This window comes from Burkholderia savannae (assembly GCF_001524445.2).
In the GTDB taxonomy this organism is placed as follows: Bacteria; Pseudomonadota; Gammaproteobacteria; order Burkholderiales; family Burkholderiaceae; genus Burkholderia; species Burkholderia savannae.
The window spans coordinates 3,215,013-3,236,309 of sequence record NZ_CP013417.1 but is presented as its reverse complement, the minus strand read 5'-3'; the positions used below and the strand labels follow the sequence as shown (position 1 = coordinate 3,236,309).

Genomic DNA, 21,297 nt, shown 5'->3' with positions numbered 1-21,297 from the left:
CGCTTCATCCTCTCAAAGTGGTGGTTCAGCTTGCATGCGCGTTGGGCGGGTACGCGATCTTCAGCGCGCGCGCCACTTCGGCGAACAAGATCGGCAGCCTGATCGGCTTTTCTTCGCAGCGGGCGTTGAAGCTCGATACGACTTCCGCGATTTCGTCCTCGCTTGCCTCGCCGGTCGAGATTTTTCCGGTCAGCAGGAAGATCGGCGCGTCCGCGTTTTCGCTCGTGCGGATGCGGCGCACGAGGCCGGCGGCGGTTTCCGCGCCGAGCATCCAGTCGAGAATGTATCCGTCGAAATCCTCGACTTCCAGCGCGTCGCGAAAGGACGCGCTGTCGTGATATGCGATCGCGGCGACGCCCTTCTCCGCGAAGTACTCGCAGATCGTTTCGGCGATGTCGGGCGAATCGTCGACGACCGCGACCCGCACTTCGTACGCGCTGCTCTCGCTCGATCGAAGCTCGACGACGTCGACGGGATAAGCGCGGCCTTCCGGCGCGTGCTTATTTTCATAGACGACCCAGCTGTCCTGCCATTGGAGCGCGACGAAATCCGAATCGGGCTGGTTGCTGGCCTTCGTCGAAATCGCCGCGCGGCACCGGAAGCGCCGCGTCTCGATGACGAGCGTCGCATCGTGCATCTCGACCGCCGGGCTCGACTGGGCGCCTTTGTCGTCGAGCAGGATCGCGGGCGGCACGCCGAAGTACGAAGCGATGTCCTGAAGCTGCGACAGATTCCATGGAATCTGCCCTTTCATCTTGCGCGTGACGACGGAAAAACTCAGGCCGAGGATATTGGCGATCGTCGTGTTGTGGCTGCGCGGCGCAATGCCCGTCCGGGTGAGGAGATCTCGGACTTTGATCGCGGTGATCAAGTCGGCGTTGGCTGGGTCCGGTTGGGTCATCTTGATGCGCTCCTCGCTGGATTTTTGGGTGGAAGAATAACAAACGTGACGCAATGTGCAAGCTTCTTCCGCCTGAATTGCCTTGACATGCCAATTTTCTGCATTATTATGACGTTTCGCGTCACCATTGTTTGTTGCGTCACATTGGATGACGGACGATGCATGGCGATGCAGGCCTTCGATGCGAGAGAAAAACGAGTGCGTCGGGCCGAAAGATTCGACATAGGGAACCTGAGAGAGTCCTTGAGCGGTGGCGTCCGATGGCGGCGGTGTCGTACCGCTGCGTCGGGCGTGTGGCGTGGTGTGGATTCAAGCGATTTCGATTTGCAGTCCAAATAAAAACTCGAGGTCACACCCAATGCACTGCCGTTTGTCCGCATCGTCGCTGCTGGCCGCGTGTGCGCAGAATTCGTCCGCGAGCGACGCGGTGCGGATATGCGACGACCACGGCTGTTCCGAACGGCCGAAAAATCAGGTTTCCTACGAGTTGGAGAGCGACGTCGTGGATCAGGAAGACTCGCGGATCGCGGCATTGAAGGGGCGCGCGAAGACGCAGCCGAAGGTGGCTTGCGCCCCGGGCCTGCGATGCTTCCGCGGTGACGGCGTGCGGCAGGGCAGCTATCAGGCGCTCATGTGGACGGGCAATGCGGCGTAGCGCGGCAATCTGCGAGCGCAGAAAGCGTTCGGCGTGTTCTATCTGTTCGGTCCCGAGGGGGCGGCCGGATTCGCGCGAGGCGGACAAATGGCTGCGCGATTGCCGCGGGTCGTGACGACAAGGAATCGGAGAAGCTGCTCGAGCAGGTGCGGGGCGGCGAAGCAGGTGGACGGGGACGACTTCAAATGGCGCACGCGATGGCGTGACGTCTATTAGGACTACCGGTATTCGGGCTACCCGTACTTGGGCGTCTGGCGTCAGTCGGACGGGTGCGGGTATTGACCGGGTATCGGCCGAAACGGGGCGATCGCAGGAGACCAACTCATCGCACGTCTTGCCGGGGGCTTCGCGGCGTTTGCACGAGTGCGTGAGCCGAAAACAGAGACCAACGATATCGATAAGCACGTGAAGATCATCCTCTCCAACCTGCTCGTTTTGAAGGCGGCGGGCTTGACGGCGCACGCCTCGCGGCGTGCGGCGTGCGGCGGCATCGTGACGCCCGGCGGCCAGAATGCGGGCGCGACGGGCGCGGCGTGCGGCGCGGTGAACGCAAGCGCCGATTCGATGCTGCAGCATTGCAGCGTGCCGCCCGGCACGATCGCGGTCGACGACGGCCGCAATGCGGAATGGTGGGGGGCGAGGGGAGCTCGAGGGCGACCCATTCAGGCGCGATGCTCGCCGGCTTCGGCGGAAACGTCGGCGGCGGGTCGAGCGGTTTTTCGACGTCGCCGGAAGGCAAGGCGACCGCGGTCGCGTTCGTCGGCGCATGGAACGAACTCGTCGTCGCGGTGCGCAATTACAAGGCGCAGGACGTGAAGGGCGGTTTCGGGCGCGGCGGCCAGTTGCAGGTCAACTGACTAGCTGACGAACCGACGAGCGAGATGGACGCGCCGCCGATGCGCTCGCTTGCGGGCGACGGCGGTCGGCGGCGCGGGGTCTTTCGTCTTCGATGGAGAGAAGCGGCGGCAGGTTGCCGCATCGCCTGCGGTGATTCGCGGGCGGGGTCGAAGGCGAGGGAAGGGCCGGCATCGCAGGCCGAGGTTCGGTTCGGGGACCGGATTTCGGTTTGGCGGGGTTCCGGGTTCGTGACGAACGCGGGCTGCCGCCTGTTTCGGGCGACTCGAAAGCTGCAGCATACGCAGCCGGGCGCTTCGATCGATGCCGGCGATGTGGTGGCGACTTGCGCGCGGGAGCGCTGCGCCAAGTGGCTGGCTGAGTAGTAAAGAGAAAGCCCCCGGCGATCGGCTGATCGTCGGGGGCTTTGAGTTTTCCGGAGAGTCGGGAACTAGAATTCTGGGCCCGGAGATGACGCCGCGCTCAGCGCGGCCCGGTTGGCGTGCACGGCGGCCCGAGCGGCGTGCCGTACAACGGATGATCGCTCATCAGGTCGAGCTTCTCGATCGCCCAGCCCGAAGGTTGACGTCGGAACGTCAGGTAATAGCGGCCTGTCGCGAGCAGCTCGACGCGTCCTTCGGACAGCGTTGCGTCGCGCGTCTGCATCCAGTTGACGGCGGCTTCCGCGCGGTCGCCGGCGATGTCGATGAGCGGCGTCACGAGATTGTGCCGCGCGGTCGCGGTCGGTCGGCTCGTCGCGTTGCCGAACAGCACTTGCGCAAATCGCGTGAGCTGCGCCTGGCCGCGGACGAAACAGCCGGGGCCGTCGTCGGCGGGCTTGCCCGCGTTCCATACATGCTGCGTCCACACGCCGTCGGGCGTGAACATGCGGGTGAACCGGTCCACCCGGCTTTGCGTCGATTCGCCGACGGTGTCGGCGTCGAGCGTCGCAACGTACTGCGCAATGAGGTACTGGATCTCGATCGCGTCGGCCGCTTTCGCCGGCGTCGTTCTCTGGTTGTTGGAGGTCTGGGCGAGGCTGGCGCAGGACAACGCGGCGAACGTGAGCGTGCCGATCAGCCGGCCGGCGCGAAGCGGGATTCGATTCACGATGACGTACCTGTTCTAATGATGACGCGGTAAACGGAAGAAACGGGCGAACTTCGGCGGGTGTTGCGCGGTACGCGCCGACGCGGGCCGGCCGAGCGTCGGCGACAAAAGAGGGCGTTCGCGGGCCGCGAGAGCGCGGGCGGCGCGGCAGACCTTCTGCATGACGAAGGAATGTCGCGCCCGGCCGTTCATCGGTTGCCGAGCCGGAGCAACAGCGCAAGGCCGCCGACGAGCGCGCCCACCGTGCAGATGCCGGGCCAGCCGGCGTGGTTCAACGCGACGTTGCCCGCCTCCGCACCCGCGGCGACGCCGAACATTGCGCCCGTGATCAGGATGCCGTTCAGGCGGCTGCGTGCGGCGGGGTCGATCGTGTTGACGATCGTCTGGTGCGAGACGAGCGCGGCCATCACGCCGAGGTCGAATAGCACGGCGCCGATCGCGAGCGCGATCATCGAGCCCGAGAAAATCCACATGCCGACGAACGAGCTGATGACGAGCAGGCAGCCGAGCCGAATCGCATGGATCGGGCCCGCGCGGTCGGCGAATCGTCCGAAGAGCGGCGCGGCGAGCGCGCCAGCCGCCCCCGCGACGCCGTACGCGCCCGCGACGCCCGAGCCCTGGTGAAATGGCGGTGCGGCGAGGACGAGCGCGAGCGTCGACCAGAACGCACCGAGCGACATCGCGAGCAGGCCCTGCGTGTAGACGGCGCGCCGCAACGCCGCATGCCGGCGCCATAGCTCGAAGAGGCTCGCCATCAGCTTCCCGTAGCGGCCGGCGACGCTCACGCGCAGCGGCGGCAGGAAGCGCCACACCGCGAGCACGATCAGGCCTTCGAGCACCGCCGCGACCGCGTAGATCGCCCGCCAGCCGAGCTGCTGCGCGACGAACCCGCCGAGCGTGCGCGACAGCAGCACGCCCGTCAGGAGTCCTGTCGTCACCGTGCCGACCATGCGGCCGCGATGCGCCTCCGGTGCGAGCTGCGCCGCGACCGGGATGAAATCTTGTCCGACGCTGCTGAACAGGCCGATCGCGGCGCTCGTCGCGAGAAGCGTCGCGTAGTTCGGCGACAGCACCGTGGCGGCGAGCGACACGATCAGCAGCAGCCCCTTGGTCATGATCAGCGAGCGGCGGTTCAGCATGTCGCCAAGCGGCGCGAGCAGCAGGATGCCGAGTGCGTAGCCGATTTGCGTGAGCGTCGGCGCCCAGCCGATCAGTTGCGAAGGGACGTCGAATTCACGTTGGACGAGGCTCAGGATCGGTTGAATGTAGTAGACGTTCGCGACGCCGATTCCGGTCCCGACCGCCAGCAGCAGGACGAGACGTCGAGACAGGGTCTCCTGACCCATGGGCAACGCGGCAGGTGTCGTCAAGATGCGCTCCTTGCTTCCCAGGTTGAACGGGCAACGCCCTCGGACGGGCAGTGCGCAAGTCTCGCGCGAGGGGCGTGCGTGCGCGAACTCACATCAAGTCGAGCCGCCGAATGCAGATGCGGCCGCTTGCGTCGATTAGGTCGCCAAATATGATCTCATGCAAATAAATCTTATGCGATATTTTTTGTGTTGTCTCACGTGATAGTAACCAAATAATTCAATAAAGAGGGCCGACTCCAATTCGAGTTTCTGCCCGATTTGGCATCAAAATTCGGCGATTTTGGTCGAAATTCACCATATCGACTGGAAATTTTGTTGTTGTTGCGAATTGAACATATGCGATCTAATATTGCGCTGCATCTCGTCGAAATCGAAACAACCTACGAAGTCGTTTCCTCGTTAAAGCGGCATTTTGGGAGTGCCTGCGGATGCATATTCCACCCCGTTTTTCCTATCGCCGCCCAGTCGAGCTCGATCGCGACGCAACGGCGCGCGTTCCCGTCGTGATCGTCGGCGCGGGGCTGATCGGCCTCGCGCTCGCTTGCGATCTTGCTCAACGAGGCGTGGCGAGCGTCGTGCTGGAAGCGCGTGACGCGCCGATCGACGGTTCGCGCGCGATCGTTTTCGCCCAGCGCAGCCTCGAGATCCTCGCGCGAATGCAACTCGGCCCGCAGTTGCTCGAGAGGGGCGTGAACTGGAAGGTCGGCCGGCTGTACCACCAGGCTCGGGAGGTGTTCAGCTTCGATTTCCAGCCGGAGCCGGGCTTCGCGTGGCCCGCGTTCATCAACGTCCAGCAGTCGTATATCGAGGAATGGCTCGCGCAAGCCTGCGCGCAGAGCGGTCTCGTCGAGCTGCGCGCGCTTCATCGCGTCACCGACGTGGAGAGCCGCGCCGACGGTGCGACGGTCGCGATCGAGACGCCCGACGGCGAGTACCGCGTCGATTGCGACTGGTTGATCGCGTGCGACGGCGCGCGCTCGACGGTGCGAAAGGTGCTGGACCTGCCGTTCGTCGGCGAGATGTTCCCGGACCGATTTCTGATCGTCGACGTCGAGATGCACGATGCCGAGCTCCGCGCCGAGCGGCGCTTCTGGTTCGACCCGCCGTTTCATCCGAACCGATCCGTACTCCTGCACAAGCAGCCTGACAACTTGTGGCGCGTCGATTTCCAGCTGGGCGTCGACGCCGACCCGGCGCTCGAGCGGCAGCCCGAGCGGGTCGAACGGCGGTTGCGCGCGATGTTCGGCCAGCGCGCGGCATTCAGGATCGATTGGGTGAGCGTCTACACGTTCCGTTGCCGGCGTTTGGAGCGTTTCGTCCAGTCGCGCGTCGTGTTCGCCGGTGACAGCGCGCACGAGGTCAGTCCGTTCGGCGGACGCGGCGGCAATGGGGGATTGCAGGACGTCGACAATCTCGGATGGCGGCTCGCGGCGATCGTGCGTCACGGCGCATCTCCTTCGCTGATCGATTCGTACAACGAAGAGCGGGTGTTCGCCGCTGACGAGAACATTCTCAACTCCACGCGCAGCGCGCGCTTCATCTCGCCGGAGAGCCCGGCCGTCGATACGCTGCGGCGCGCGGCGCTCGCGCTCGCACGCACGACGACGTTCGGACGTGCGCTCGTCAACTCCGGCCGCCTGTCGCGGCCGTCGGTGCTGACGGACGTCGGGCAGTTCGCCGGCGCGTCGGCGCTGCCCGGCGTGCTGAAACCCGGTTCGCCCGCAATCGACGCGCCCGTCAAGCGTGCAGGCGAGCCGGACTGGCTGCTCGCGCACCTGGGCGGTGCCGGTTACACGCTGCTCGTCTACGGCGAGCCCGACGACGCGGCGCTCGATGCGCTCGGCGCGGCGCCGAGCGCGCATCCGCTCGACGTTGTCGTGGTGTCGCCCGTACGTCACGCACACGAGCCGTCGGGCCGCATCGTCCTGTGGGATCACGAAGGCTTCGTCGCGCTCCGCTACGGGCTCGCATGCGGCAACGTGCTGTTGTTGCGCCCGGATCAGCACGTGCTCGGCTCGTTCGCGCGAGTCGATTCGCCCGAGCTACGCGCCGCGCTGCAACGGACGGTCGGCGTATCGGTTCCGATTTCGTCAGAGGAGGCGTAAACATGGGCGCAACCGCAACCGAAAACCTGGCCGGGCACCTGACGGGCGTCCGCGTGCCGGAACTTGCCGATCCGGACGCCCGTTTTTCAATGCTGGCCGATGCGTGCCGCGATCTCGACGACGCGCAAGGGCATCTGTTTCATGCGCAACTCGTTCTCGTGCTGATGCATCACATTGCAGACCCCGAGGTGTTGCGCGAGGCGATCGAGATCGCGCGCGCGGGCCTCGACTGATCCGTCGCAACGAGGGCCGCCGGTCCGCCGCGCGCGCGGCGCGCGCCCCCGCTATTGCGGCGATCCACCGCAACGCGGCCGCCGCACCGCTTCAACCACTTCAATGTGGGTATTCCGTGTACGAGGGCACGAAACCATGTTAAAGACTCCTGAATATCGAAGCGATTCCCTATACCGACAAGGCTTCGAAGATCCTCCCGGGCGCATCTTCGTGAGCGGCCAGCAGGCGCTCGTGCGCCTGCTGTTCGCGCAGGCGGCGGCCGATCGCGCGATGGGCCTGAATACCGCGGGTTTCGTGAGCGGTTATCGAGGCTCGCCGCTCGGCGGCGTCGATCATGAGCTTTGGCGTGCGCGCGAGCGTCTCGAGCAGGCGCACATTCGCTTCCAGCCGGCGATCAACGAGGATCTGGCCGCGACGGCGCTGATCGGCACGCAACGGGTCGAATCCGACGCGACGAGACGCTACGACGGCGTATTCGGGATGTGGTACGGCAAGGGGCCCGGCGTCGATCGATCGGGCGACGCGCTCAAGCACGGCAACGCGTACGGCTCGTCACCGCACGGCGGTGTGCTCGTCGTGACGGGCGACGATCACGGATGCGTGTCGTCGTCGATGTCGCATCAATCGGACCGCACGCTGATCGCGTGGGGCATGCCGGTGATTCATCCGTCCGGGCTGGCCGATTACGAGCGCTGCGGGCTTTGGGGCTGGGCGTTGTCGCGCGCGTCGGGGCTGTGGGTCGGCTTCAAGGCGATCACCGAGACTGTCGAGGCGTCGGCTTCGGTGCCGACGTTCGAGCCGCCGCGCTTCACGATGCCGACCGTCGACTCCGGCCCGGACGGCTTGCATTGGCGCTGGCCCGATTTGCCCGGCATGCAGATCGAGCGACGTCATCCGTACAAGCTAAAGGCCGCGCGCGCGTTCATGCGCGCCAATCCGCTCGACGAAGCGGTGACGACGCCCGCGCGGCCGGCGCTCGTGATCGCGGCGGTCGGCAAGGCGTATCGAGACGTGTGCGAGGTGCTGCGGCAGGGCGGCGTGACGCTCGACCGGCTCGAGCGCGCGGGCGTCGCACTCCTGAAGATCAACGTCGTGTATCCGCTGTCGCCGCTGCTGGAGACGTGGGCGCAGCGAGCGGGCAAGGTTCTCGTCATCGAGGAGAAGCAGCCGGTCGTCGAGGAGCAGCTCAAGAACAGCCTTTACAACGCGCGGCACGATCGGCGCGCGACGATCGTCGGCAAGACCGACGAAAAAGGCGCGCCGATCGTGTCGGAACTCGAGGAACTGCGGCCCTCGCGTATTGCGTCGCTGCTGGAGCGGCAGTTGAAAGCGTTCGACGTCGCGCTGCACGTTCCGGCCAATTGGCGCGAGACGCCCGCGGCGCGTCCGGCCGACTGGCTCAGACGCACACCCTATCTCTGCTCGGGCTGCCCGCACAACACGTCGACGCGAATACCGGAGGGCAGCGAGGCGCGGCTCGGCATCGGCTGCCACGCGATGGCGGCGCGGATGCCCGAGCGCGCGACCACGGGCAGCGTGCAGATGGGGGGCGAAGGCGTCGACTGGCTCGGTCAGGCGCCGTTCGTCGAGACGCCGCACATTTTCCAGAACATCGGCGACGGCACGTTCTTTCACTCGGGCTTTCTCGCGATCCGCCAGGCGATCGCGGCGGGCGCGACGCTCACTTACAAGCTCCTCTACAACGACGCGGTCGCGATGACGGGCGGGCAGCCCGTCGATGGCCAGCTGACCGTGCGCAAGGCCGCCGAGCTCGTGCTGAGCGAGGGCGCGCGGCGCGTCGTCGTGCTCGCCGACGATCCCGCGCGCTATCGTGCGAGCGGCAGCTTGCCGAACGGCGTCGAGCTGCATCATCGCGACGAGCTCGACGACGTGCAGCGGCAATTGCGCGAGACGCGCGGCGTGAGCGTGTTGATCTTCGATCAGGTATGCGCGACCGAGGCGCGGCGCAGACGCAAGCGCGAGCCGGCGCCCGACGTGCAGACTCGCGTCTTCATCAACGAGGCGGTGTGCGAAGGCTGCGGCGATTGCCAGGTGAAATCAAACTGCCTGTCGGTCGTGCCGGTCGACACGCCGTTCGGCCCGAAACGAAAAATCGATGCGCACGCGTGCAATACCGATCTGTCGTGCATAAAAGGCTTCTGTCCGAGCTTCGTGACGGTCACGGGCAAGCCGCGCGGACGGCGGCGCGAGAAGGCGGACCACGCGGACGTGATCGCGCGCGCGGAGGCGCTCGCCGCGCCGGTGTCGCGTGCGCTCGACGATCCGTACGAAGTCATGCTGGTCGGCGTCGGCGGAACGGGCGTCGTGACCGTCGCGGGCGCGATCGGGCTCGCCGCGCATCTGGACCGGCGCGCGGTCAGCGTGCTCGATTTCACGGGCTTCGCGCAGAAGGGCGGCGCGGTGTTGAGCCACATCCGGATCGCGCGCGAGGCGGAGGTGCTGCATCAGTACCGAATCGACCGCGGCGGCGTAGATGCGCTCATCGCCGCCGACCTGCTCGTCGCATCCGAAGACGATGCGCTCGCATCGCTCGCGCGCGACAAGACGGTCGTCATCGCCAGCACCGCGCAGACGCAGACGGGCGCGATGCTGCGCGACGTCGACGCGCGCATCGAGTCGGACGCCATCCGGAAGCTGATCGAAACGATCGTCGGCGCTCAGCGTTACGACGCGATCGACGCGAAGGCGCTCGCCGCGGAGCTGCTCGACCCGATGCAGGCGAACATGCTGTTGTTCGGCTATGCGTGGCAGCGGGGCGCGGTGCCGGTGTCGCTCGCGTCGCTGCGGCAGGCATTGAATCTGCAGGGCGGCGCGACCGCGAAGTATCTCGCGTTTTCGTGGGGGCGGCTGTGGGCGGCCGCCCCCGCGTTTGTCGCCTCCCATCTCGGCGCGGCGGGCGCGGCGCAAGCGGGAGCGTGGCGTCCGGTCGACTTCGTCCGCCGCAAGAAGGAATCCGTCGACGAATTGATCGAATCTCGCGCGGCGTTGCTGGCGCAATATGAGAACGCGAGCTATGCGGCGCGCTACCGTCGAATGGCCGAGCGCGTGCGCGCGGCGGCATCGCCGCTCGGTGACGATTCGTTGGCCGAAGCGGTCGCACGCACGCTGTTCAAGCTGATGGCGTACAAGGACGAGTACGAGGTTGCGCGCCTGCATACGTCGAAGGCGTTTCTTGATGAGCTGCGCGAGCAGTTCGAAGGCCCGGCGAAGCTGACGTTCCATCTCGCGCCGCCGACGCTCGACGCGCTTTCGAAGCCAGGCGAGCAGCCGCCGCGCAAGCGCGCGTTCTCGGGCTGGATCGTTCCGGTATTCCGGGTGCTGGCGGCGAGCCGCGCGTTGCGGCACACGCCGTTCGATCCGTTCGGATGGACGACGGAGCGCCGCGACGAGCGACGACTCGTCCGCGAATACGAGCAGACGCTCGAGCGTCTGTTGCTCAAGCTGGAGCGCGACACGCTGGCGGAGATCGTCGCCTGGGCGAAGGCGCCGGACGCAATTCGCGGCTACGGGCACGTGAAGGCGCGCGCGGTCGAGAAGGTGCGCGAGCGGCAGGCGCGGCTAGTCGAGCGAATCCTTACCGGCCGCGCGGAGGCGGCGGTGCCCGTCGCCGTTCCCGCGCTCGACGAACGCGGCGCGGAAACGGTCGAGTAGGCGCGAGAAAAAGAGAAAAGGCGAGAGCCGATGCGCGGGCCGAACGGCCCCGCGCATCGGCTCTCGTGTCGTTCAGGGCGGCGCGCATCCGCTCCGATCGCGGAGCGGATGTTCTTACGCGGGTGCGTGCAGCAGCTCCGCGAGCCGCGCGTATTTCGGATTCCGATCGGATCGATCGACGATCCAGTCGACGATGGCGAGGCGGTTCGCGCTCACGTGCGCAAGGCCCGAGTATGCGACGCACTTGCCGAACTTCGCGACCAATTCGTCGAGCTTCATCGGATTCTTCGGATTGCCTTTCGCATATGACACTTCACCCGAGAGGACAGCGCCGTTGACGCGCTGAATCGCGATCTTGATCTTGCCGTGCGTGCCGAGCGCGGCGCATTCGCAATCGGGGGCGGCGGCCGGATGGATCTTCCGGCTTACGGCGATCACGTCGGGCCGGCGAATCGCTTCTTCGGTGAAATCGCCGATGAAGAGATCGCCCGTCGCGAGCACCGTCGCGACGTTGTACGCGATGCTGAAGCGCGCCTCGACGACGCTCGTCGGCGCCTGCTTGCGCTCGACGGGCGCGCTGACGAGGTCATGGATCTGCCGGTTGGTCCGGATGTCGACGCGCTCGATCTGCGACGCGCTCAGGCGCTCCCCCTTCGTCAGCTCGAGCGTGAGTGCGGCCGCGGATGTGTTCGGGCGGCAGGTCGGAAACGGTTTGAACGCGATGCCGTCGACGTTGGCGAAGGTCTTGCCGAGATCGGCGTCGATCGTCTCGATCGCGGAACCCGGCTCGAACGCCGAGTAGTAGCCCCAGCGGCCCGTGAGAAAATCGCGCGCGCCCGTGAAGCCGTGTGACGCGAGTACGACCGCGCGAACCGCGTTCGTGGCGACGAGCCCTTGCTGATAGAACACCGTCGGCGCGCCGTCGATCATGCATTGCGTTTCGCCGAGCGCGGACGTATAGGCGATGCCCATCGCATGGCGCAGCGTGTCGCCCTTGAGCCCGTACAGCATGCCGGCCGCGGCCGTCGCGGCGATCACCTTGCATAGGTCGTAGCGTCCGCTTTCGAGCAGCGTCTCGCGGCGCGCGCGCGACAACCGGATCGACAGGTCGAGCCCGGCGATGTATGCGGTGAGAAACGACTGGTGGTCGATTTCGTCGCCGCGCAGATCGGCGATGGCCAGTAGCGGCGGCAGGATCGCGACGCTCGGGTGTGTGCCGAGCGGATCGGCGACGTCGTCGAAATCGAGCGCGCGCGCCGACGCGCCGTTCAGCAGCGCGGCGGCGGGTGCGGGCAGGCGGCTCGCGCGGCCGAGCACGCGCGCTTCGGGCAGCCCGCCCCAGTGCTCGACGATGCCGGCGAGCAGCGCGACCTCGGCGTCGCGCGAGCCGGCGATCGACACGCCGAGAATGTCGATCAGCGAGTGTTTCGCAATCTCGATCGCGGCGGGATCGACGGTCGAATAGGTGAGGGCGTCGCAGTACTCGGTGATGTGGGATTCGAGGCTCACGGCAACTCCGCGGTAGTGTGGAGATTCAGATTCGGGAGAATGACCCGGGTGCGGCGGTCATGCGGAATCGGCGTGTACGTCGGCGAAGCTGACGAGCAGCGCGCCCGCCTCGACGTTGTCCGCGACGGCCACGTGCACGGCTTCGATCCGGCAACGGAGCGGCGCGGACAGCGTCATCAGCATCTTCATCGCTTCGATGCGAACCACGGGTGCGCCTTCTTCGACGACATCAGATTCGGCGACGAGCACTTCCGCGATGCGCGCGGGCATCGGCGCGGCAATCGCCGTGTGCGTCGACCGGCCACCGCCGCGCGATCCGGCTGCGCGTCGCCGCGCGCCGCGCGTGTCGACGGTGCGACGGATGCCGGCATAGTCGAGCGTGACGCCGCCGTTTGCGGCGGGCGAGACGAGGATGTCGTGACGCGTGCCGTTCGCGTCTGCGACGAGCCGAACGACGCCGTCGGGCAGCGACTCGCGAGATACGAGGCGAAGCAGCAACGAGTCGCCGTCGTTGAACGTCGCGCGATAGGTGCCGGCCTCGAGCGTGCGGACGTCGATGCGCGCGGGCGGCTCGTCTTCCGGCGCACCGCTCAACGTGCCCGTGTAAGACGTGTGAAGCAGGGGAAGGCTCATGCCGGGCGCTCCTTCGTCATGGTTGGCATTGCAGATCGATTCGACGCCGTCACGATGCCCAGGCGCGGCGGTCGTTTCGCGTCACCCACGCGGAGGGTGCCGATGCATCGACGGCCGGCTCGCCTGCGCGCGCCGGAAGCGGCGCGCCGCTGCAGTGAGCCGCAAGAGCCGCGAGCGCGTGCAACACGCGCGCGGTGTCGTCCGGCACGCGGTGGGCGAACGGGAAGTCTCGCGTGACCGACAGGTCGTAGCGCCCGAGCTTGAACGGCGGATGATCGACCAGCCACAGATGGAACGGCACGTTCGTGCTGAAGCCCGCGATCATGAGCTCGCGCAGCGCGTTGCGCGCGCGGCGCAGCGCGCGCTCGCGCGTTGCGGCGTCGACGATCAGCTTCAGGCACAGGCTGTCGAAACGCGTCGATTGCCGCGCGCCCGCGTGCACGCCCGAGTCGATCCGGATGCCGGGCCCTTCGGGTACGCGGTAGTGCGTGACGCCGCCGCCCGTCGGCAGGAAGTCCGCGTGCGCGTCTTCCGCGCATATGCGGAATTCGATCGCCGAGCCGCGCAAACGCACGTCGTCTTGCGACAGGCTGAGCGGTTCGCCGGCCGCGGCGCGCAACATCTGCTCGACGATGTCGACGCCCGTCACGGCTTCGCTGACCGGATGTTCGACCTGAATGCGCGCATTCATCTCGATGAAGTAGAACCGCTCGTTGCCGTCGACGAGAAATTCGACCGTGCCCGCGTTGTCGTATCCAACCTCGCGCGCGACTGCAAGCGCGGACTCGTGCAGCCGCTCGCGCAGCGCATCGGACAGCGCGGGCGCGGGCGCCTCCTCGACGATCTTCTGCCGGCGCCGCTGCACGCTGCATTCGCGCGTGCCGAGATGCAGCAGATTGCCGCGACGGTCCCCGAGCACCTGCACTTCGATGTGGCGGATTCGCTCGCCGAGGAAGCGCTCCAGATAGATGTCGTCGCTGCCGAATGCGAGCTTCGCCTCGCGGCGCACCTCGGCCAGCGCGTCGTCGAACTGCTCCGCGCGCTCGACGACGCGTATGCCGCGGCCGCCGCCGCCGAGCGCCGCCTTGATCAGAATCGGAAAGCCGATTTCGGCCGCGGCCGTTGCCGCTTGTGCGTCGTTGGCGACCGTCGCGCCCGGCACGACGGGCACGGCTGCGCGTTGCGCGGCCGCGCGCGCCTCGATCTTGTCGCCGGTGCGGCGAATCGCTTCGGCATGCGGACCGACGAAGACGAGCCCCTCGGCCGCGCAAGCCGCCGCGAACGCCGCGTTCTCGGCAAGCGGGCCGTAGCCGGGCGCGACCGCGTCCGCGCGCACCGCCTGCGCGATCGAGATCACGGTGTCGATCAGCGTCGCCGGATTCCACGCGTCGATGTGGAACGCCGAATCGGCGGCGAGCACGAAGCCGGCGTTGTCGTCGTCGTCGGTGTAGATCGCGACGGTTTCGATGTCGAGCAGCCGGCAGGTGCGCACGAAGCGCAGCGCGATCTCGCCGCGGCAGCAAAGCAGGACGCGTTTCACGCTCATGTCGCGAGCTCCGACGGCGTTTGCTCGGCTTGCTTGAGTCCTCGCCCGAGCACCGTATGCGCGCGCGTGAATTCGCCGGCGCTCACGGCGCCCGCGACCGACACTTCGCCCGCGAGCGCGACGGCGGCAGCGATCTCGGCGAGCTTGCGCGCATCGTCCTCGCAGCCGAGCATGCGCAGGCATTCCTGTTGCGCGGGCAGGCGCGTGCCACCGCCGACGACGCCGACGATCACGTTCGGCAGCGTGACGGCCGCGAGCAGATCGCCGTTGTCCAGAACGTCGAAGGTCGTGCATGCGTTCTTGAACGATACGGTAACGAACGCCGGGTCCTGGCCGCACGCGATGAAAAGCGCGGTCAGCGCGTTCGCGACATGAATGTTCGGCGCGGTTGCGCCGCGCTGCGCGAGCAGCGTGTTGCACGCCTGCAGGAAACGGCGCATCCGCGCCGGAGTCGTGCGCAGACGGGCCTCGACCAGCGCGGCCGGAATGCGCACGCTTGCCGATACGTAGCGGCCCTTCGCCTGATCCGCGACGAAACGCTTGTCGCCGCCGAGCGTGTTCAGGTAGCCGTCGACGAACTGCGGGCAATGCTCGGCGATGTAGCGGCAGGCCGCCTCGTTCGCCTTCGTCGCCATGTTCAGGCCCATCGCGTTGCCGGTCTCGTATGTGAACGCAAGGCCGACGAGATCGCCCTGCAACAGCGGCGTGACTTCGAGCAGGCGCGCGTGACGGCTCGTCGCGTTCGCCGCGTCGACGACTTGCGCGACGTGCTCGCGCAGCCATGCGTCGAATGCGCTTGCGTCGTCGGCCGAGCGCAGCACGATCGCCGAAACTTTGGTGAGCGCGTCGCCGAGAAAGCGGTACGCGGGCCGGGCGTCGGTCGGCTGCGCGTTCGCGAGCAGCGTCGTCGTGCAGCCGCCGCTGTCCGAGATCAGATTCATGCCTCGCGAGAACGACGCGACGAGCGCGCCTTCCGTCGTCGCGAGCGGCACGACGAACTCGCCGCGCGCGTGCGCGCCGTTGATCTTCAGCGGGCCCGCGAGCCCGAGCGGAATGCCGACGAAGCCCGTGAAATTCTCACACGTGCCCTGCACCGCTTCAGGCGCAACGCTCGCGCCGCCGAGATGCGGATAGCGCTTGCCCGTCTCGGCTTCGACCCAGCGCAAGCGCGCGTCGACCTGGGCGGCGGCGTAGTCGTTTTGCGAATCTCTCGGAATGCCCATTTGTTTTCTCTTGTCTAGAGTTGGATGTTCGAATGGCGTCGGCCCGGCGCGCCCGCGATCTTCTCGCGCAGCAGCGTGAACGTCGAGACCACGGCATTGCGCAGTTCCGCGGGCTCGACGAGCCCTTCGATGTACGCGCGGCTCGCCGAATAGCGCGCGCTCGCGTGCGCATTGCGGTATTCGTCGATCAGCGCGCCGCGATGTTCGGCCGCATCCGGCGCGTTCGCGAGCTCCTTGCGGAAAATGACGTCGACCGCGGCCTCCGGCCCCATCACCGAGATCTCCGCGTCGGGAAAGGCATAGATCACGTCCGTCGCGGAGCGGTTCGCGAGCGTCGGATAAGCGCCGCCGTACGCCTTGCGCAACACGACGGCGAGCTTCGGCACGACCGCCTCGCAATACGCGTGCATCAGCTTCGCGCCCGCGCCGATCACGTTCGAGCGTTCCTGCTGTTTGCCCGGCAGATAGCCCGGCACGTCGACGAGCGTGAGGATCGGAATGCCGAACGCGTCGCAGGTGCGCACGAACCGCGCGGCCTTTTCCGACGCGTCGATGTCGAGACAGCCGGCGAGCCACGCGGACTGGTTCGCGACGATGCCGACGCTCTGCCCGCCGATGCGGGCGAAGCCGACGACGATGTTGCGCGCATACAGCCGATGCACCTCGAGGAACACGTGATCGTCGGCGGCCAGCTCGATCAGGCGGCGCACGTCGAACGGCTCGGTCTTGCTCGAGGGCACGATATCGTCGATGCCGTCGAGCGCGCGCGGCAGCGTCGCGGGCCCGAGCGTCGCCGGCACGAGCGACGCGTTGTTCTGCGGCAGATACGACAGGAGCTCGCGCGCGATCGCGATTGCGTCGTCGGCCGATTCGGCCAGAAAGTGCGCGAGCCCGGTTTCGGCCGCATGCAGATGCCCGCCGCCGATTTCCTCCTTCGTGACTTCTTCGCCGGTCGCGCGCCGAATCACCGCGGGGCCCGTCAGGAATAGTGCGGACTCCTTGTCGACCATCACGATGAAATCGGTGAGCGCTGGCGTATAGGCTGCGCCGCCCACACAGTCGCCGAGTATCAGAGAGATCTGCGGCACGACGCCCGACGCGCGCACCGTCTTGTAGAACACGTGGCTGAACTGCGAGTCGGCGTCGACGCCTTCGTGGATGCGCAGGCCCGACGAATGATTGAGCGCGACGATCGGCACGCCGATGCGCAGCGCGAGATCGAGCACCTTGCCGATCTTCAATGCGTGAATGCGGCTCGAACTGCCGCCGAGGAAGCCGCCGTCGTGTGCATAGACGAGCACGGGGCGGCGGTCGATCGTGCCGTGCCCGGTCGCGATGCCGTCGCCCGGCTGCTTGCGGCGATCCGCGCCGAACCATGTGCAGTCGTGTTCGGCGAGCGCGTCGAGTTCGCGGAACGAGCCGGGATCGAGCAGTTCCCGAAGCCGTCGGATATGGACGGGGGGCTCGGCAGCTTGAGGTTGCCGTTCGCGCGAACGTTCTTCTACTCCGGAAAGATCACTCATCGAATCGCCTTGAGATGTGCTTCGATGGCGCAATCGTCTTTCACCCGGTGCAGCAACGAGTCAACGACGATGCTCAGGGTAAGTTGGAGTACTGACCGACTCCGGGAACAATTCACCGGCGAGAATAAATCATGTGCGATTTAGTCGCAATACTCCATATTTTGTCCGCCAAAATGCGAGTCAACGAGTGGGATGAAGGATTGCCGACGCGAGAACGGCCGGGCGGCGAAGGAGGGGAAAGAAAGGCGTGCGGCCGACGGCAGTGCGACGGACGCGAAGAATGGAATATCGGGTGAGCGCGCGGGGGCGGCGCGCGGCTGTTTCGCCGCGGACGTTACTCTTCGGCGGAAGTTGCGATCGTATTCAGCACCGAATCGACGAGCGCGAGCTGATCGGCGCCGACGCCGTGCAGCAGTTTGCCCTTGATGCGCTTGACCATCGTGTCGACCTGCTCGCCGACGCGGCGGCCGGCGTCGGTCAGATACAGCGTTTTCGCGCGGCGGTCCGATGTGTCGTCGCGGCGGACGACGAGGCCGGCTTCCTCGAGCTGATCGAGCAGGCGAACGAGCGAATGGCCCTCGATGCCCAGATGCTCGGCGAGCGTGCGTTGACGCAACCCTTCGCCGAGCTTGTAGATGAGCCAAAGCGGCGTGGACGTCGCTTCCGACAGATTCAGCTTGCTGAGCTCGACGTCCGCGACCTTGCGCCACATGCGCGCCGCTCGCTGGAGGCGCAGGCAGAACGTATCTTCAGCGAGGGAGAGCAAAGTGGAAGACATTCAGTGTGACCAACTCGAAAATGAACGGTATTCGGAGTACGCGGGCCGCCGCGAATCGCGGGGCGCGCAGTGCGCCGCGCCTGCCCGCCCAACGTTCGCGGGACATGCCGTCTCCTGGTTTTGCGGCGCGCATGCTGCGTCTAGAGTAATCAATCCAATATAGCATATGTTTCGCCGCCGCTCGTGTGGGCCCGAGACCTGAAACTACCGGGTTGACGCGCATTCGACTTCCTCGGAGCGATGCTTCGCAAAGGCGAATGCGCGCGCAGTCCGGGTCGTTTGCGCGAGCCGCTCGGACAGGCCCGCGGGCGCGCGCGCGATCAGGTCGCGCCAGTCGGCGAGCCTGCGCTGGAAACGTTCGAGCTGCGCGAGAAGCTCGGACGCGTTGGTTTCGAAGATGCTCGCCCACACCGCGGGTTCGGACGACGCAAGCCGAATCTGCTCGTCAAGACTGCGGCCGATGAACGGCGCGACGTCGCGGCTCTCCGGACGGTCGAAGGCGAGATTCTCGACGAGCGCGAACGCGAGCAGATGCGGTAGGTGCGAAGTCAGCGCGACCATGCGGTCGTGCGTCGCCGGGTCCGAGCGCTGCGGAGTCGCGCCAAGCGATCGCCAGAATGTTTCGACGCGCGCCGTCGCGTCCGCGGGCGTCGCGTTCGTCGGCGTGATCAGGCAGCTCTTGCCCTCGAACAGATCGGCGCGGCCGGCGTCGAGGCCGCCTTTTTCGCCGCCCGCCATCGGATGCGCGGGCACGAACGCGAAGCCGGGCGGCAGCCGTCCCGCGAGCATGCGAATCACCGACTGCTTCGACGACGCGACATCGGTGACGGTCGCTCGCGGATTGCCGCGCGCGAGCCGTTCGACGATGGCGGCCACCGCGCTCACGGGCACGCAGACGACGACGAATTCGGCGCGCGACAGGCCGTCGAGCGAATCCGGCGCGTCGTCGATCACCGAGCCGGCGACGGCGCGGCGCCGAACGTCCTCGTTCGCGTCGAACCCGATCAGCTCGACGCCGGGAAGGCGTTGCCTCGCCGCGCGCGCAATCGAGCCGCCGAGCAGCCCCAGCCCGACGATGCCCACGCGCTGGACCGAAAAGCGTTCCATTCGGCTTTCTCCTCGAGCGAGAAATCGCTCGTCGATCCCAGTATATTCACACTTTACATCTCAAGAGACTAATATTGTTGCGATAAAAAAGAGCGCCCGACGTCGCCGTATCCGGCTGCGCTGGCGGATGACTCCGTCGTTTTCAGGAGAAGCAATGGGTCGGTCCAGATATTCGATCGGCGAGACGCGCAGCGACTGGGTGTCGCTGGCCGCGTCGCACACGCCCGAGCACCGCTTCGCGGCGCAGGCGAAGTTGGCGTCCGCGTTCTCCGCGTTGTTTCTCGCGTTCGCGGCCGAGCATGGCGCAAGTGCGCTGCTGTCGTTCGCCGTCGACTGCAGGAGCACGCCCGAGCCCGGCAGCAAGTGCCTGATCGCATGGAGCGTCGAGGCCGTCGAGCCGCATTCGGGCCTCAACGGCGACGTCGTGCGCTTCAACGGCCGCGCGTGGCTGCCGGATGGCGCGACGGTGTTGTCAGGGACGGCGCGCGCGGTCGTCTTTCCGTCGACTCGCGTCGATTCGACCGATGGTGGGGCCGACGAGAAGCCGTTTCCGCCGCATCCCGCGCCGTTCGCATGAACGTCGCGCGGCAAACGGAAATCGTGCGGCTCGAACGGGGTTTAAATTAGATTGCATGCGATCTAATCTCGTGCGATTATTGGTCGCAAGTGTCGACCGTCCGAGCGATGCGGGCCAGCGAGCCTATCGTTCCGACGGAGCGGCGATGCGCGCGCCAGCCGGTCCGCTCGTCGCTCGCGGGACCTGAGAGTGCGGCGCATCCGATGCGTCGAGCGGCCGTGATGCGCGGCCGCGAGCGATGTCCGGACGTGCGTCGTGACGGCGGCCGAGTCGAACTGCTCGGCCCGCCGATCCAATGATAAGCGGTGCTGAATTGTTGCGGGATCTCATCGATGCCGGGCGAGCGTGCGTCGCTCGTTGCGCCGGTTGCGCGGCGAGCGGCCAAACGATGCGTCTCGGCAATGCGATCAACCATTCCGAAGAGCAGGAGTCAGTCGTGTCCAATGCTTCCGCCGAAAGCCTATTTCGTCCGCCTTATCTGAAGAGCTACCGTTCGTATGCGGAGCCGCTGACGGTCATCTGTTCGCTGTTGTCCCGTGCGGACAACTCGCCGCTCGGCGAACGCCGCAGGGACCCGAACCTGCTGCTCGACGCCCGCGGCGAACTGATCAAGGACCCTGCGGCCGAGACGAGCGCGTTCGAGTCCAACCCGAACGTCGCGTTCGAGAAGTGGACAGAGTACTGGCGAAAAGTACATGGCCCGCGCTTCATCTACGCGCAGCCGCCCGTGGCAAACGGCATTCAGCATCTGCTTCGCTACGACCAGATTCATCGGCTGCCGGCCGGCCCGTCGAGCGGCGCGCCGCTGCCGTACGAGCCGCCCGTCGACGCGAACGGCAAACTGTTCGACACCGTGATCGGCCACATTCCCGAATATCGCCGTCCGCAGTGGGACGGCATCGCGTATCTCGGCTTCGAGAACGTCGCCGGCCTGCAGGCCGTCTTCAGCCAACCGGAGATCGCCGCGAAGGTCTTGCCGGAAGACCAGGCGATCTTTCGCGAGCTGTGCCCGGTGCTCGCGCGCCAGCACATCATCGTGCCGAGCGAGACGCAGCGCGAATCGTTCCTGCTCGTGAAGGTCGCTCGGCGCAATGCGTCGCTGTCCCGCGCGGATTTTCACGACGCCTGGTTGAACCGGTACGCGCCGCGCGTGCTCGAGCAGGCCGCGACGAGCCGCTACGTCAAGCGCTACGTGCAATTGCACAACGTCGGTCCGATTCGGGAAGGCGAGCCGTTCTTCCACTCGGTCGGGCACACGATCGACGGCGTGTCGATTCTCGCGTTCACGTCGATCAACGATCTCGAGGACTTTCTGCTGGACCCCGGTGTGGTGGGGCTCGCCGACGAAGAGGCGAAGCTCGTCGCCGCGGACACGAGCGAATATTGGACCGCACTTGCATATCAAGTGGTCAATCAGATCTTCCCGGAAACGTCGACGCGATGACGACGGCGGCGGGCCCGCGCATCGCGTGCGCCGCGTGGGCCGCTCGAGCGATGCGTCGGCACGCGTGATCGCGCCT

The 21,297-nt window shown here is 66.7% G+C and carries 15 protein-coding genes and 2 pseudogenes; 7 read left to right on the top strand and 10 right to left on the bottom strand.

What is annotated here, in order from left to right; all coding sequences use genetic code 11:
* Positions 1-25: 25 nt before the first annotated feature.
* Positions 26-901 (bottom strand): helix-turn-helix domain-containing protein, encoded by an 876-nt coding sequence (locus tag WS78_RS15945; RefSeq protein WP_059575224.1) that lies wholly within the window; start codon positions 899-901, stop codon positions 26-28.
* Between the two features lie 358 nt (positions 902-1,259).
* On the opposite strand from WS78_RS15945, the pseudogene WS78_RS37615 reads away from it, so the two are divergent.
* Positions 1,260-1,838 (top strand): annotated as a pseudogene (locus WS78_RS37615) (sel1 repeat family protein).
* 132 nt (positions 1,839-1,970) lie between these two features.
* A pseudogene (locus WS78_RS38205) lies at positions 1,971-2,413 on the top strand (hypothetical protein).
* Positions 2,414-2,873: 460 nt separating this feature from the next.
* On the opposite strand, the gene WS78_RS15925 reads toward WS78_RS38205, so the two are convergent.
* The gene (locus tag WS78_RS15925; protein ID WP_038748891.1) at positions 2,874-3,500 is read right to left on the bottom strand and encodes a nuclear transport factor 2 family protein; all 627 of its coding nucleotides are present in this window, start codon (positions 3,498-3,500) and stop codon (positions 2,874-2,876) included.
* A gap of 188 nt (positions 3,501-3,688) precedes the next feature.
* On the bottom strand, positions 3,689-4,870 hold the full coding sequence (locus tag WS78_RS15920; protein ID WP_226377158.1) for an MFS transporter: 1,182 nt from the start codon (positions 4,868-4,870) through the stop codon (positions 3,689-3,691).
* Between the two features lie 428 nt (positions 4,871-5,298).
* On the opposite strand from WS78_RS15920, the gene WS78_RS15915 reads away from it, so the two are divergent.
* The 3 genes from WS78_RS15915 to WS78_RS15905 all read left to right on the top strand — a co-directional run bounded on the left by WS78_RS15915 (position 5,299) and on the right by WS78_RS15905 (position 10,881).
* Complete coding sequence (locus WS78_RS15915; protein ID WP_038748896.1) at positions 5,299-6,975, top strand: FAD-dependent monooxygenase; 1,677 nt, start codon at positions 5,299-5,301, stop codon at positions 6,973-6,975.
* A gap of 2 nt (positions 6,976-6,977) precedes the next feature.
* Positions 6,978-7,208, top strand: coding sequence for a DUF2783 domain-containing protein (locus WS78_RS15910; protein ID WP_052145100.1), 231 nt, complete (start codon positions 6,978-6,980; stop codon positions 7,206-7,208).
* Between the two features lie 136 nt (positions 7,209-7,344).
* A complete protein-coding gene (locus WS78_RS15905; RefSeq protein ID WP_059575222.1) occupies positions 7,345-10,881 on the top strand; it encodes an indolepyruvate ferredoxin oxidoreductase family protein in 3,537 nt (1,178 codons plus the stop codon).
* A gap of 114 nt (positions 10,882-10,995) precedes the next feature.
* Here the strand turns inward: WS78_RS15905 and WS78_RS15900 are convergent, their stop codons facing one another.
* The 7 genes from WS78_RS15900 to WS78_RS15870 form a co-directional block, all read right to left on the bottom strand.
* The gene (locus tag WS78_RS15900; protein ID WP_059575220.1) at positions 10,996-12,390 is read right to left on the bottom strand and encodes an MmgE/PrpD family protein; all 1,395 of its coding nucleotides are present in this window, start codon (positions 12,388-12,390) and stop codon (positions 10,996-10,998) included.
* Between the two features lie 57 nt (positions 12,391-12,447).
* Positions 12,448-13,023: an acetyl-CoA carboxylase biotin carboxyl carrier protein subunit gene (locus tag WS78_RS15895; protein WP_226377157.1), complete on the bottom strand. Its 576-nt coding sequence runs from the start codon at positions 13,021-13,023 to the stop codon at positions 12,448-12,450.
* Positions 13,024-13,072: 49 nt separating this feature from the next.
* The gene (locus tag WS78_RS15890; RefSeq protein WP_059575216.1) at positions 13,073-14,569 is read right to left on the bottom strand and encodes an acetyl-CoA carboxylase biotin carboxylase subunit; all 1,497 of its coding nucleotides are present in this window, start codon (positions 14,567-14,569) and stop codon (positions 13,073-13,075) included.
* Positions 14,566-15,792 carry a hydroxymethylglutaryl-CoA reductase gene (locus WS78_RS15885; RefSeq protein ID WP_059575214.1) on the bottom strand — a complete coding sequence of 409 codons (1,227 nt, stop codon included), beginning with the start codon at positions 15,790-15,792 and terminating at the stop codon, positions 14,566-14,568. Before WS78_RS15885 ends, WS78_RS15890 begins: the two co-directional genes overlap by 4 nt.
* Positions 15,793-15,806: 14 nt before the next feature.
* Entirely contained in the window at positions 15,807-17,315 is a 1,509-nt protein-coding gene (locus tag WS78_RS15880) for an acyl-CoA carboxylase subunit beta (RefSeq protein ID WP_038748913.1), read from the bottom strand.
* 334 nt (positions 17,316-17,649) lie between these two features.
* Positions 17,650-18,093, bottom strand: coding sequence for a MarR family transcriptional regulator (locus WS78_RS15875; RefSeq protein WP_226377156.1), 444 nt, complete (start codon positions 18,091-18,093; stop codon positions 17,650-17,652).
* A gap of 204 nt (positions 18,094-18,297) precedes the next feature.
* Positions 18,298-19,200, bottom strand: coding sequence for a prephenate dehydrogenase (locus WS78_RS15870; protein WP_059575212.1), 903 nt, complete (start codon positions 19,198-19,200; stop codon positions 18,298-18,300).
* Between the two features lie 154 nt (positions 19,201-19,354).
* On the opposite strand from WS78_RS15870, the gene WS78_RS15865 reads away from it, so the two are divergent.
* Complete coding sequence (locus tag WS78_RS15865) at positions 19,355-19,777, top strand: hypothetical protein (RefSeq protein WP_038748915.1); 423 nt, start codon at positions 19,355-19,357, stop codon at positions 19,775-19,777.
* 436 nt (positions 19,778-20,213) lie between these two features.
* Positions 20,214-21,221 (top strand): EthD domain-containing protein, encoded by a 1,008-nt coding sequence (locus WS78_RS15860; RefSeq protein ID WP_226377155.1) that lies wholly within the window; start codon positions 20,214-20,216, stop codon positions 21,219-21,221.
* Positions 21,222-21,297: the final 76 nt, after the last annotated feature.